10 protein-coding genes and 1 riboswitch are annotated in these 13132 nt (G+C 58.3%); of the genes, 5 read left to right on the top strand and 5 right to left on the bottom strand.

The window, feature by feature from the left end; genetic code table 11:
• Positions 1 to 59 precede the first annotated feature (59 nt).
• A complete protein-coding gene (locus NCT03_RS05285) occupies positions 60 to 236 on the bottom strand; it encodes a DUF1328 domain-containing protein (RefSeq protein WP_132450940.1) in 177 nt (58 codons plus the stop codon).
• 173 nt (positions 237 to 409) lie between these two features.
• Here NCT03_RS05285 and NCT03_RS05280 point away from each other — a divergent pair, with 173 nt between their 5' ends.
• Both NCT03_RS05280 and NCT03_RS05275 read left to right on the top strand, forming a co-directional pair.
• Positions 410 to 1897, top strand: coding sequence for a sensor histidine kinase (locus NCT03_RS05280; protein WP_250492127.1), 1488 nt, complete (start codon positions 410 to 412; stop codon positions 1895 to 1897).
• Positions 1898 to 2047: 150 nt separating this feature from the next.
• Positions 2048 to 2182, top strand: a complete 135-nt coding sequence (locus NCT03_RS05275; protein ID WP_244827565.1) for an entericidin A/B family lipoprotein — start codon at positions 2048 to 2050, stop codon at positions 2180 to 2182.
• A gap of 297 nt (positions 2183 to 2479) precedes the next feature.
• Here the strand turns inward: NCT03_RS05275 and NCT03_RS05270 are convergent, their stop codons facing one another.
• From NCT03_RS05270 to NCT03_RS05255, 4 genes are all read right to left on the bottom strand, one after another.
• Complete coding sequence (locus tag NCT03_RS05270) at positions 2480 to 3259, bottom strand: DUF4397 domain-containing protein (protein ID WP_250464294.1); 780 nt, start codon at positions 3257 to 3259, stop codon at positions 2480 to 2482.
• A 511-nt stretch (positions 3260 to 3770) separates the two neighbouring features.
• A complete protein-coding gene (locus NCT03_RS05265; RefSeq protein WP_250492126.1) occupies positions 3771 to 4640 on the bottom strand; it encodes a glycosyltransferase family 25 protein in 870 nt (289 codons plus the stop codon).
• A gap of 210 nt (positions 4641 to 4850) precedes the next feature.
• Positions 4851 to 7007, bottom strand: a complete 2157-nt coding sequence (locus tag NCT03_RS05260) for a YadA family autotransporter adhesin (RefSeq protein WP_250492125.1) — start codon at positions 7005 to 7007, stop codon at positions 4851 to 4853.
• Between the two features lie 975 nt (positions 7008 to 7982).
• Positions 7983 to 8921 (bottom strand): EamA family transporter, encoded by a 939-nt coding sequence (locus NCT03_RS05255; protein WP_250492124.1) that lies wholly within the window; start codon positions 8919 to 8921, stop codon positions 7983 to 7985.
• Positions 8922 to 9222: 301 nt separating this feature from the next.
• A riboswitch (TPP riboswitch) is annotated at positions 9223 to 9362 on the top strand.
• A 177-nt stretch (positions 9363 to 9539) separates the two neighbouring features.
• On the opposite strand from NCT03_RS05255, the gene thiC reads away from it, so the two are divergent.
• The 3 genes from thiC (at position 9540) to NCT03_RS05240 (ending at position 12657) form a co-directional block, all read left to right on the top strand.
• On the top strand, positions 9540 to 11471 hold the full coding sequence (gene thiC / locus NCT03_RS05250) for a phosphomethylpyrimidine synthase ThiC (protein ID WP_250492123.1): 1932 nt from the start codon (positions 9540 to 9542) through the stop codon (positions 11469 to 11471).
• A 220-nt stretch (positions 11472 to 11691) separates the two neighbouring features.
• Positions 11692 to 11904: a YMGG-like glycine zipper-containing protein gene (locus NCT03_RS05245; RefSeq protein ID WP_244827561.1), complete on the top strand. Its 213-nt coding sequence runs from the start codon at positions 11692 to 11694 to the stop codon at positions 11902 to 11904.
• Between the two features lie 207 nt (positions 11905 to 12111).
• Positions 12112 to 12657 carry a hypothetical protein gene (locus NCT03_RS05240; protein WP_244827560.1) on the top strand — a complete coding sequence of 182 codons (546 nt, stop codon included), beginning with the start codon at positions 12112 to 12114 and terminating at the stop codon, positions 12655 to 12657.
• Positions 12658 to 13132 lie beyond the last annotated feature (475 nt).

Here is a 13132-nt window from a genome sequence, read left to right as displayed (position 1 = left end):
AATCCCCCTGACTTGCTTTTGATGGTCTGATTCAGGTTCGGGCGCGAGTGAGTTGGTCGCTAATCGACTATTTTCTTGGTGACGACGAAACCGAGCACCAGGAACACGACGCACAGAATCAGGAACAGCACGAACAAGAATTTGGCGATGGTCGCAGCGCCCGCCGCCACGCCCGTGAACCCGAGAAGACCGGCGATCACGGCCACGATCGCGAAAAACAATGCCCACTTCAGCATGATCGTTCCCCGTTGGAATGATTGAAAAATGATGACGAACCCATGCTAGCCGGGCCTTTGGGCGCGCGCATCCGGGCTGGCTCCTTTTTTGCTGTGGGAATCCACCGACATCCGCTTTCAAACGGCTTTGCCGGCGTGGCTCACGACGCCCGCCGGAACCGCAGAAACACACCATGAGCCACGTTTTAAAAGACGCCGCGCCGGCAGCATCTGAAACTCCACGGGGACTCGCCCGGCGCGCGACGCGTATCAACGAATGGATGCATCGCTATAGCTGGGCGGTCGCGATGACGGTGGCTATCGTCATTACCGTCGGTGGGCTTGTGATTCTGGAATCGGGGCGCATGCGCATCGCGGCCGAGTATGAAACCGCGCTCGATGCAAAAAGCGCCACCGCGCAGTTATCGTCGCTGGCGGCCGATATCGCCACGCTCAGCGCCGAGGAACGCGGTTTCGCGCTCGCCGCCGACGACACCTACAAGAGCCACTTCGCGCAAACGGCCGGGCGCGTGCGCCGCGCGTTGACCTCGCTCGATAGCTATTACCGCCGCATCGGCGATGACGCCGCGCTTGCGAGCTTCGCGCAGATTCGCGCAGCCGCCGACGAGAACATCGCGCAAGGCGAGGCGCATCTCGCCGATCTGTCGAAGACGCCCGCGGATGCGGAAATGCGCGCACGCGTCGTGGCGACGCCATCGCCCGATAGCAGCGCCACGCTCGATGCCGCGCTCGCCCTCTTGCGGCTGAACGAAGAGCAACGCGCGCAGCACGCGCTCGATGCAAGCCGCGCCGATCAGCGCATTTCCACGCTGTGCGTCGGCGCGTTGTGCGCGCTCAACATCGTCCTGTTCCTGCTGCTGTTCCGCAATCTCGGTATCCAGTTAGACAAGCAGGACCGCGTGCAGAAGAAGCTCATTACGCAGCAGGAGGAACTCGACCGGCTCGTGTTCGAACGCACGCGTCAGCTCGAAGCGCTCGCGTGGCATTTGCAATCCGTGAGCGAAAACGAAAAGACCGAACTTGCGCGCGAACTGCACGACGAACTCGGCTCCATTCTTACCGCGAGCAAGATGGACGTCGCGTGGGTGCGCGGCAAGCTCAGGACGAGCGAACCCGCCATGTCCGACAAGCTCGCGCGCGCCATCGGCAATCTGGACCAGGGAATTGCGCTCAAGCGGCGGATTATCGAAGACATGCGGCCGACCGTGCTTGCCAACTTCGGTCTCGTGACCGCGCTGCGCTCGCTCGCCGATGAAGCCGCGCAACGCAACGGCTGGAGCGTCGAATTCGATCTTCCCGGCGACGATGTAAAGCTCGGCGAGGCTATCGAGATCGCGCTCTTTCGGGTGGCGCAGGAGACGCTCACGAACGCGGCGAAATACGCGCGCGCGAACCGCATCGAAATCGCGCTCGCGCTCGATGGTGACGACGTTGCGCTCGCTATCGCCGATGACGGCATCGGCATCCGTCCGCAGGATTTGAAGCGCACGCAGACGCACGGCCTGGTCGGCATGCGTCAGCGCGTGTCGGCGCGCGGCGGGCGCTTCGAGATCGAACGCGTGGCGCCGCATGGCACGCGCATCAGCGTGTCGATGCCACGCGAGCGCAGCGCGGGCACGTTCATCGATGCAAGCGCGCCGGCGGCCGTTCCGCTTGCCTGATTACGTAGGACGATACTTACGCCAATAGCAGAGACGGCCGACACCAAAAACCCGTGCGCGCCTACAGCGTCGACTACGCCGCTTTTTTATGATTGATCACAACGGAAGCCTCGAAGGGCTACCCGAATTTCTAATTCAAGGGGAACACACATGACTCGAATCATCGCTTTGCTGCTGATCGCTGGCACCGCCGCGCTCGCGGGCTGCAATACCATGTCGGGCGCGGGCCAGGATATCTCGAAGGGCGGTCAGGCTATTTCGAATTCGGCCGAAGAGCATAAGTAAATTGGCCGCGGCGCGGTGAGCCAGGCGCTCATCGCGTTGATGTTTCGTGCTGATTTTCTGTCGTCCCGTCATGTTTTTTGGCGGGATTTTTTTCGTTTGTCTTTAGTACGTGAGAGAGCGTGGATGCGTGGCGCCAGAGGCTTGCTTGCCTCGCGTGATCGGCAAGGTTCGCACGTAGTTAGGCGGCCGGATGTCTGCGAGGGTCATAAACCCGCTCCTCTTCGAACGAAAAAACCCCACGCATGCGGCAGCGTGGGGTTCGTCGATGTCTGCGCCCTGTTACCCGGGCGCTTCTAATTACAGCGTGTCCGGCAGCTCGATTGCAGGCGTCGTGGTATTGCCGCCCTGCGCAACGAGCACGCGAATCTTGTTCGGGATCACTTGCGACAACGCGTTGCCTGAAGGCAGCGTCGTCACGAGCCAATCGGCGTTGTTGCTCAGATTGAACGATGCCGACGCATACACCGGCGTCTTCGAACCTGGCAGCGTCGCGACCAGCTGATACGTCCCGCCGTTGACGTAGAGCGAGTCTTGCGTCGTCGCCGGCACGGCGTTCTTGAAGCCGACGCCCGCCATCGTCGGATTGACGGTCGCGATGTTCGTCCCCGGTGCGACCAAATACAAATCGAGAGTCTGCGCATTCGCCGACGCATTGAAGCCGCGCACCCGCGCGCTGTTCGAGAGCAGGCCCTTGTCGAACGGATCGTCGATCACGGCGATGGACGGCAGGAAACCCGCGTCAGGCAGCGCGATCACCGTGTACTCGTGACCCTTGGCGGCATTCGAGATGCTCGTGTCGGTCGCGAGTTGCGTCGTCGTATTGACGGCGGCGTAGGAGAAGTTCTGCTGGCCCGTATCGATGTTTGCGAAGTTCGTCACCGTCTGGTAGCCGAGATTCGCTTGCAGCACCTTGCCGTTGTCGTAAAAGTCGACGTTGGGGGCACTCGGGATCGCGTGGATGAAGTGGACTTCTGGATTCGTGAGTCCGAGTTCCTTGCCTACGTCGTCGGAGCCGCCACAAGCGGACAGGAGCGAGGCGACGGCGGCAAGCGCGGTGACTGTGCGGATGAGCTTCATGTTTCCACCTTCCTTAGCTTTAATCATTGATTTTGTTGTCCGGTCCGCGCTGCGAGCACCACGCTTAAGTGATCATGCGTATTGCCCGGCGCGCCTCGGAAGACCCCTTCTCTCTTTTGCTTCTATTCCCTTGAACGACAGGCTTTCGTGTCATTCCGATGAAACTGTCGTTCGAGGGTGACGGCATTGAGCAATGCGCATGCCCTGCATCGGTGCGCAGAGGCGGCCGATATGACGGCAAGCCTTGCGCCGCAAGGATTTGTTATTCGTTAGAGGAATTGCTCGGGCCGAGCTGGAAGGCCGATTAAAGCGGCGCCGGATAGGAGCGAATGCAGCGCGCGGAGGAGGTTTTTACAAAAGGAAAGGCGGAAGGCGCGCTGGTTGAACAAGAACAGGTCACCGCCGTACCAAGGCACCGAGCCGAAGTTCCAAATAAGGTGCATCTGACCATTCGCCAACATGGTGAAGTCCGCCATAGCAGACAACAAACCAGAGTTTTTACTGTCTCCACTCAATAATCGGAAGAGCGCGACGTTTCGTATAGTTTCATGCCAAGCGTGTACTCAGGCGAACTTTCCGTTTCGCCGATCATGACCGCTATTTTGGCCATATCCAACCGGTGTTCTCCAGCGAACAATAGACGCCGAATAGCGTTGGCAAGCAAAGCATCTGACATGTTGAGGTGAAGAAATTTAAATTGTTCGTAGGGAATAGTCGAGATGTTTTGAAACTCGGGCGTCGCTATGAATGGGACAGTAATGTTTGCATTGAGCTGGCCACTGGCAATCCAATCTCGATACAGGATATCTACTGCTGCATTCGCGTTTTTCTCGTCCGAAAACAGCCGATATAATGTCTTTTTTCCCTTGGGGGTTACGACATAAGAGGCGGCGCAATAAGCGAACACACCGCGAGCATCAATAATGCTTACCGTAGAGAGCGCGTGTCGCTCGACTTCCAAAGCGTCGCTACGCACCCGATTTTTCAGCCGACCTTCAGCAAGCGAAAGCAGGTAGGGAATCTGTGCGCGAAACGCCACACAGTCAAGAAAGAGTACATCGCAATTTGGAAAGCTATCAACGAAACCGTTGAGCGTTGCTTCGTTCACAATGCTTGGGAAATAGCGACTGAGCTCTACATCATCCTCCAAGATTAGAACTGCCGAGTCATCCCCGGAATTCAAGATTGCTTCAGTGTGAGACTGTCGGCAGGCCCAAACGCTGTTTTCGGCGGCATTGTCAAAAGGTCCGTTAGCGCGACCATCAATGGCCGGAAAGCGTGTGATCCAATCTGCGCATCCAAGTTGTTCTAGCTGAGCTTCAATTGACTGTCGTCGTTCCTGACTTCGCTCCAGATTTATAAATCTGCCTTCTAGCCTCATGGTTTTTAACCCTAACCAAATCTTTTTTTAGACATTTAACAGCAGGTAGACTCTAGCGCTTTTTCCAGCCTAAACGCCTAATCAAACTGACACTTATGCCGAAGCCTTCAGATGATAATTTTTCAAAGCACAAGCGCCGGTTCGCCCGGAAGCTCGGCTGAAAATAATCGCGGGGGATTGGCAAGTAGCGCCCTTCCCCCGCGAAATCGCTTACCAGCGATAACCCGCCTGCGCCTTAAGCGCAACTGGGCCGCCGCTCGCCGACGAAACGGCCACGCCGACATTCAGGTTCGTCGTCGCTTGATACGCTGCCGCAACGCCGACAGCAGTCGAGGTGCCGTAATTCCCGACAGCTGCGCCAACCCATTTTTCACCGGTATTGAGCATCGGAATGCTCGGAATAGCCAGTGTCGACGCGGCTGCCCGGTCGCTGTAATGCTTCATCTCGTTCTTGGCATCCGCGACGGCTCGATCGGTATATACGTTCGCGCCGGCAATCGCGTTGTCGGTGTACGTGTCTGCCTGCTTCACTGCACTGGTCACTGCGCCATTCAATTGATCGACATTCACCGCATCCGTTCCCTGCGTACCGGTGGCGACATTCGTAATTTGACGCGCGCTTTCAGCTGAGCCCACTGAAACAGTGTTCACGCGGTCCGCTACGGAGTTGGCGCCGAGGGCGATAGACCCGTCTGCGCTTGCATTAGCGTTCGCGCCTACTGCCAAAGAATGTGCAGCACTTGCGATGGCAACTTCTGACGAATCGCCATCAGCCGCAAAGAAGGAGCTTGAGCCGCCCGACAGTGCGACGACGGGTGCCGCGCCTACATTCGAAGTTGCGCCGACGAGCGACGGCGTGCCGACTTCTGACACATCGGCGCTTGCGTGCAAAGGCGCGCCAACGAAGGTTGCTCTGACGCCACCCTGCATAGCCGAGATGTTCGCTGTGTTTCGTGCAACCTGAGCGCTTACCGCGTTCAACTGCGACATATTAACGGCATCGGTGTCGCCGACTCCACTTGCAACACCAATGATTCGCCTGCTATAGCCGAAGTCGCCGCCGACACTGACTACGTTGTCCAGGCCGTAATCGTTAGAGTTTGCCCCCAAGGCAACTGAATTGACGCCATACGATTGCGCGCCGGAGCCCAACGCAAGTGACTTGATGTTTTGAGCGTATGAGCCATTCCCGAAGGCGGCGCTTTGCTCCCCTTCAGATCTGCTAAAACCGCCCACAGCAACGCTGTACCATCCCGAAGCCTTCGCTCCGGAACCAAGAGCAGTCGTGTAGTTGTCACTGGCTTGCGCACCGCTCCCAAGTGCGACCGCACTGAACTTAAGTGCCTTCGCTTCGTTGCCGACGGCAACCGCATAACTGTCAGCGCCTACAGCACTGCCGCCGATCACCACCATGTTGTCCCCAGTGACGTCGACATAGCGCCCGATTGCAATGCTGCTATCCCCAGTTACGTGAGTTCGAGTGCCCAAGGCAATCGAATTAGGGCTATTCGCCTGCGCACTCCAACCCGTCGCGATCGCGCCATATGCGCCGGCGTAGGAACCTTCGCCAATCGCAATTGGGGCATCGCTACTGCCAGCGGATGCGTGATTCCCTAACACGGTACTGCTACCCGACCCGGATGCTCCGTTGCCAACAACCAAGCTGCTACTCGACCCGGATGCGCCAATCCCAACTACCAAGCTCCTATCAAGCGCACGTGCATTGGTTCCGAGCGCCGTACTATAACTATCGGCATAGGAACCAGCGCCAAGCGCGGTCGCACTATAGTCCCCACCCCAGACATTCGTACCGATAGCGACACCGTTCAAACTCGCCCGGGCGTTCGCTCCAATTGCCGTTGCATCGGCATAGCTGGCATTCGCATGGGGCCCAATAGCGACGCTATTTTGTTTCGCGCTCGAACTTGCTCCAATCGCAACGGCCGCGAGATCACCCGAGTAACCGTCCGCAGTCGATGACACCTGTGCGCCGTTTCCAATAAGAACGCTACCTGTAACATCGTTGTATTGATTGTTCCCGATCATCGTTGCGCTGGCTTTGGCTACATTGCTATCGCCAATCACCGTCGCCGTGGCATTAACCGTATTGTTATCGCCGTAAACATTCGTTCCATCGCGCGATACCCCGGATGCCAACGAGTCGCCCCAACCCGTCACCGTCCCTGCGAATGCGCTTGACGTTGCCATCGCTGCCAAGCTGGTAAGCACCGCCAGCGTTACTGGTTTGAACCGAAAAGCATGAAATTTCATATATAATGATCGTATAAGAAAGACAAGTTGTGATGCGTAATTGCGCTGCGTTAGACGCCCGGCCAAGGTTCGTCTAACGTAGTTTTTTGTAGGCACGATAGTCGTCGCTAAATTCCTCCTTTATTGCTGTGCCGATGCTCGGACCGTTGTTAATAGAAACGCGGCGATAGCGGGTTGGCTGCATTGGTTTGGATAGAGATGCACCAATGACCAAAAACTCCGCCAAAAATCAAGCAATTCGTTTTTATTCCTGTTGTTATCTCGTATTAAAAATCATCTATATGCCTTGAATGGCTTTTTTAAGCTGAACCGACTTCAGGATAGGATGGAGCCAAAGCGGATACCGAGGAATTTTGAAGGTCCTGTTCTTACTCGATTAATCAACCTGCTTCCAAACACTATAACCAATGTAATTGAAAGCAATGAAGCTACACTTCAAATTTTTCGAATTTGCTTATTTTTGAGTCTATCGGGACTAGACAGGGAAGGAGCCATCGCGCCTTGCATAGCGGACATGCAGCATTATGTCTTCAAGACCGCAGCTCCATGCACACAAGTATGTGCTACGATTTTTAAAGAACAATCGCTCAAAGAAGCTAAATATAGATGTGGTCGTGGTCGCTACAGTGCGCCATTCATTCACGTAACACGAGTTATTTTTAGACGCCTGTCGTGTCACGGACGTCGTGTGCAGATACGGGAGAAAGTGTCCGGCAAGCTTTTCATTGGACGCCACCTGATCGCGCTATAACGCGTCAGTAGAGGAAACAGCAGCGTTTTAGCTCAAGCGTCCACCACCTGATATTTCGAGACCATTCGCATTAGCGGCTAACTAGTTGCACTCGTGGCGGTTCGTGTTACGGCGTGCTAAGAGAAAGGGGGATGGTGGCTCGGAAGCGCGCGAGATATCTTAGGTAATGAAACTGATGACGTAAGGGACCACGGTGCTCTTTTCAACAAGTCAAGCTAGCCCCGATTCCTATCTACGATAGTTGCTATCTTTTTAAGAAGCGTCGGGCGGCGATTCAGTTCTATTCGACAGCCCTTGCCTACAAGGCCAGATTCCTGCGCTCAAACCAACCCCCGCCGCCGATAATCAAACCAAAATGACAACGCAACGCTCATCAAAATCACGACCGTGGCAACAACCGTCCACTGCGTGATGATTTCCCCAAGCAACAAAGCGCCCAATAAAACCGCGACGACCGGATTCACGTAAAGACAACTCGTCGCGACAATCGTGCTCGTGTTCCGAATGAGAAAGTTATAAGCGACATACGCGGCCATCGATCCAATCACGACGAGATACAAGAACGAAAACCCCGCGCCCATGCTCACTTGGCCAAGGCGCTCGCCTGACACGAACGCGATGACAGTCGCGATAAGCCCGCCAAGCCCGATCTGCAACGCAGTCGACATCAGCAGATCGGAAGGCTGCGAGAGACGGCTTGCCAGATGCGCCCCGCCCGCCCAAAAAATTGCCGCGCACAAGATGGCAAGCGTGCCGACGGTCGAGCTCGGCGAGGGATCGCCATGATTGAGCAACACGATACCCACGAGACCCAGCGCCACCGCAAACCATTCGCCCTTCGCCACACTGCGCCCGGCAAGCGCGGTGAAGATCGTCGCGAAGAGCGGCACGGTAGCCACCATCACGGCAGCCGTGCCGGTTCCCACCGTGCGCATGCCGTAAGCCATCATCCCGCTCGACAAACCTTCGAGCAAAGTCCCGACGATCGCTGCATTACGTACTTCACGCGCCGTCGGCCACACCGCCTTGCGATGCAAGGCGATCACGAAGAGACCGACGCCAGCGCACAGGTTACGCAGGCCGCCAAGCATGAGCGGCGGAAACGATTCGAGCGCCAGGTGAATGCCGAGATACGTCGATCCCCACACGAGATAAACGACGGCCAACGCGAGCACGACGCGTCCCTTGAGGCTGCGAGGAGCGCGAAACGGAAAGCGGTCGGGAAAACCGAGCGGCAAACGCGGAGGTACGGCAGACATGCATTACTCCGCGAAGCGCGCCCGGATCGGGGCAAGAGACTTGCAATGGGGACTGCCGCCAATCGACCGAACGGGGCATGAGCTTGAAGAACGCGCGCGCCAGGTGACGAACGAGGCGGGACTGACGATGGACGGCATGACGGAGCGAAAGAAGTGCGGAAGCGACAGGCGGGGCGACTGCTGACGACATCCGGGTAAGTACCGAAAATCGCGCGCTCGCCATTATGCAGTAAGCGCCTGCGCTTCAGCGCAAACTTCGCGAACGGTTGCCAAGATGCCACGCCACGATGTATGGTGACGCCTGCTAACGCGGGGGTCCTGCGTTGCACATCGCGATTCGTCCGGCTGCGTCGACTGAATGGCCCGTGCAATGTGGGTGAGAAATACCCTTTGAACCTGATCTGGATAATGCCAGCGCAGGGAAGCGTTCGGGCCTCGGCGCACGGTATCTCTCTCACGCGCCACGTCTTCTCGGGCCCGCACCTTTCCATCTCGTTCCTCCCTGTCTAGCTCCTGAATCAGCCGAGCTCGCCGGCGTTCGTTCGTTCGTCGTTCATTCGATCGCCCGCGTGCTCGCTGTCAATTACCGTCCCTGCGACTGAAAAGGAGAAACAGCACATGAATGCGAATCCCAAGTTCCTGTCCGAAAACGCCATCGTCGATGCAGCCGCCATCGCGCCGCTGCCCAACTCGCGCAAGGTCTACGTGACGGGTTCGACGCCCGACATCCGCGTGCCGATGCGCGAGATCACGCAGTCCGACACGCCCGACAGTTTCGGCGGCGAAAAGAATCCGCCGGTGTACGTGTACGACACGTCCGGCCCCTACTCCGATCCGGACGCGAAGATCGACATCCGCTCCGGTTTGCCCGCGTTGCGCGCCGGCTGGATCGAAGCGCGCGGCGACACCGAGGAACTCGCGGGTCTTTCGAGCGAATTCGGCCGCGAGCGCGCCGCCGATCCGAAAACGGCCGAGCTGCGCTTCCCGGATCTGCATCGTCATCCGCGACGCGCGACGCCCGGCAAGAACGTGTCGCAGATGCATTACGCGCGGCAGGGCATCGTCACGCCGGAGATGGAATACATCGCCATTCGCGAGAATCAGCGCCGCGCCGAATACCTCGAAAGCCTCAAGACGAGCGGTCCGAACGGCGAAAAGCTCGCCGCGATGATGGGCCGTCAGCATCCCGGCCAGTCGTTCGGCGCGGTGCCTTTCGACAAGGACGCCCTGAAGGCCATCACGCCCGAGTTCGTACGCGATGAAGTGGCGCGCGGCCGCGCAATCATCCCCGCGAACGTCAATCACCCGGAAAGCGAGCCGATGATCATCGGGCGCAACTTCCTCGTGAAGATCAACGCGAACATCGGCAATTCGGCGGTGAGTTCGTCGATCGGCGAGGAAGTCGACAAGATGACCTGGGCGATCCGCTGGGGCGGCGACACGGTGATGGACTTGTCCACGGGCAAGCACATTCACGAGACGCGCGAGTGGATCATCCGCAATTCGCCGGTGCCGATCGGCACGGTGCCGATCTATCAGGCGCTCGAAAAGGTCAACGGCAAGGCGGAAGACCTGACCTGGGAAATCTTTCGCGACACGCTCGTCGAGCAAGCCGAGCAAGGCGTCGATTACTTCACCATTCACGCGGGCGTGCGTCTGCAATACGTACCGCTGACGGCCAACCGCATGACGGGTATCGTCTCGCGCGGCGGCTCGATCATGGCGAAATGGTGTCTCGCGCATCATCGGGAAAGCTTCATCTACGAGCACTTCGAAGACATCTGCGAGATCATGAAGCAGTACGACGTCTCGTTCTCGCTCGGCGACGGCCTGCGTCCCGGCTCCATCTACGACGCGAACGACGAAGCCCAGCTCGGTGAACTGAAGACGCTCGGTGAACTCACGCAGATCGCGTGGAAGCACGACGTGCAAGTGATGATCGAAGGCCCCGGCCATGTGCCGATGCAGCTCATCAAGGAGAACATGGACCTGCAGCTGGAATGGTGCGACGAGGCGCCCTTCTACACGCTCGGGCCGCTCACCACCGACATCGCGCCGGGCTACGATCACATCACCTCGGGCATCGGCGCGGCGATGATCGGCTGGTTCGGCACCGCCATGCTTTGCTACGTCACACCGAAGGAGCATCTCGGACTTCCGAACAAGGACGACGTGAAGACCGGCATCATCACGTACAAGCTCGCGGCGCACGCGGCCGATCTGGCGAAGGGTCATCCAGGCGCGCAGGTGCGCGACAACGCGCTATCCAAGGCACGCTTCGAGTTTCGCTGGGAAGACCAGTTCAACCTCGGCCTCGATCCCGACAAGGCGCGCGAGTTTCACGACGAAACCTTGCCGAAGGATTCCGCCAAGGTCGCGCATTTCTGCTCGATGTGCGGCCCGCACTTCTGCTCGATGAAGATCACGCAGGACGTGCGCGACTTCGCGGCCAAGCAAGGCGTCTCCGAAAGCGATGCGCTCGCCAAGGGCATGCAGACCAAGGCCATCGAGTTCGTGAAGAAGGGCGCGGAGATTTATCAGCCGACCTGAAGCAAACGCTGACTGTACGCAACGGCCTGTGCTTCCTTGCAGGCCGTTTTTGCATGGCGCGCGCGTGCACCGTTTCGGGCATCTTTCCTGCTGATAAACGAACGAACCGGCGAAAAAAACGTTGCGGCGTCCGTCGATGAAAGCCAGATCGTGATCGAACGGCAGGACGCGTGGGCAAAGCCGCGGCCGTTTCATTGATCAATCGTTCTGGAGAGTCGACATGAAAATCATCAAACAAATCGGCGCCGCAGCAGTGGTCGTTTCCCTTCTCGCCGGACTCACGGCCTGTGACAACATGACGACGCGTCAACGCGATACGGCCGTTGGCGCTGGTGTTGGCGCCGCGGGTGGGGCCGTGATCGGCGGAAGCGCGTTATCGACGTTGGGGGGCGCGGCAGTAGGCGGGGTTATCGGCAATCAAGTCGGGAAGTAAGCGGGCGATCCACAGTCATCTCATGCGGCAAGCAGCGATGCTTGCCGCCGCTTCGATCAAGGGCTGTTTCAGGATTGATACACGCCGAGGTTTGTTAGCGGACGCGCGACGCGCACGCCGCAACGATCGAGTAAGCTCCTTCTTAACGGACCCTTCCTCGCAATCGCATAGGTAGAGTCCGGCAAGTCGCAAGCAAGGAGCAGCATCATGATTTCCCCGCGCATCATCTTCGGTTACAGGGCAGCGGCCGCTTCGCTTGCTGCCGGATTGCTTCTCGGCGGATGCTACCTGCCGTATCCCGACTACCCCGCTTATTACTATCCGCCGGTTCCCGCTGCCTACACGCAACGTGAGTTCGCGTTACCGGCGCAAGGTGCTTCGGGCGTCAGTGCCGCGAACGCGCCGTCGCAAGCTCAGTACGCAGTGGCCGCGCCGACAGTCGACTACTCGACGATCTATACGAGCACGCCGTATGCGCCGGCTTATCCCTATCCTTACGCGTACGCACCTTATCCCGCTTACGCCGCTTATCCCGCATATGCTGCTTACCCCGGTTATTACGGCTACGGTTATCCGTCGGTGTCGATCGGCTTCGGCTACTGGGGCGGCGGCGGATGTTGCTGGGGACGCGGCTATGGCGGCGGATGGCATGGCGGCGGCGGTGGATGGCACGGCGGTGGCGGCGGATGGCACGGCGGCGGTGGCAGTTGGCAAGGCGGCGGTGGACATGGCGGTGGCGGCCATGGCCATTGAATAAGGAAACACCACGCTCGAATGCGGCGTCGATGTTGCACTCTGCGCCGCTATTACCGACAAAAGTAACAACTCTGAAACATTTCCCGGCAATGCAGACGCAATTCGCTTGCCTTGCCACTCTGTACGATCGGTCATTTTCCTTATCCGACAAGGCCCTGGCGGATTACGCCGGTGCTTTGGCACGATTATCGCTAAATCGTATCCCTACTTATCGGACCGCACGGGTGTAAGCCCAAGCGCTACCTATCGTTCTCGGGGATTGGACATGATGGCCTTCGCTTTTTTCCTGCTGTGGATGGTCGCATCCTTTGGGCTGCTCGCGCTCTGGGTGTTTCGCCAAGTGCCTGCATCGCGTCTTGATTCCAGCGCGGCACAACGAACAACGGCTACTCCAGCGACCGTCGAGAGCTGAGCGCCGCATCCCGCGAAACGCGTGACCAAGCGTCCGAACGGAGCAGATGCGTCACGTCCC

It is taken from the genome of Caballeronia sp. GAWG1-1 (assembly GCF_023631465.1).
Classification (GTDB): domain Bacteria; phylum Pseudomonadota; class Gammaproteobacteria; order Burkholderiales; family Burkholderiaceae; genus Caballeronia.
Note: the sequence above shows the minus strand (reverse complement) of the source record. Positions and strands in the feature narration are given on the sequence as shown.

Bases quoted from the DNA above. Each gene is read 5' to 3' on its own strand.
- NCT03_RS05285 (WP_132450940.1), bottom strand. From the start codon at position 236: ATGCTGAAGTGGGCATTGTTTTTCGCGATCGTGGCCGTGATCGCCGGT.
- NCT03_RS05280 (WP_250492127.1), top strand. From the start codon at position 410: ATGAGCCACGTTTTAAAAGACGCCGCGCCGGCAGCATCTGAAACTCCA.
- NCT03_RS05275 (WP_244827565.1), top strand. From the start codon at position 2,048: ATGACTCGAATCATCGCTTTGCTGCTGATCGCTGGCACCGCCGCGCTC.
- NCT03_RS05270 (WP_250464294.1), bottom strand. From the start codon at position 3,259: ATGAAGCTCATCCGCACAGTCACCGCGCTTGCCGCCGTCGCCTCGCTC.
- NCT03_RS05265 (WP_250492126.1), bottom strand. From the start codon at position 4,640: ATGAGGCTAGAAGGCAGATTTATAAATCTGGAGCGAAGTCAGGAACGA.
- NCT03_RS05255 (WP_250492124.1), bottom strand. From the start codon at position 8,921: ATGTCTGCCGTACCTCCGCGTTTGCCGCTCGGTTTTCCCGACCGCTTT.
- thiC (WP_250492123.1), top strand. From the start codon at position 9,540: ATGAATGCGAATCCCAAGTTCCTGTCCGAAAACGCCATCGTCGATGCA.
- NCT03_RS05245 (WP_244827561.1), top strand. From the start codon at position 11,692: ATGAAAATCATCAAACAAATCGGCGCCGCAGCAGTGGTCGTTTCCCTT.
- NCT03_RS05240 (WP_244827560.1), top strand. From the start codon at position 12,112: ATGATTTCCCCGCGCATCATCTTCGGTTACAGGGCAGCGGCCGCTTCG.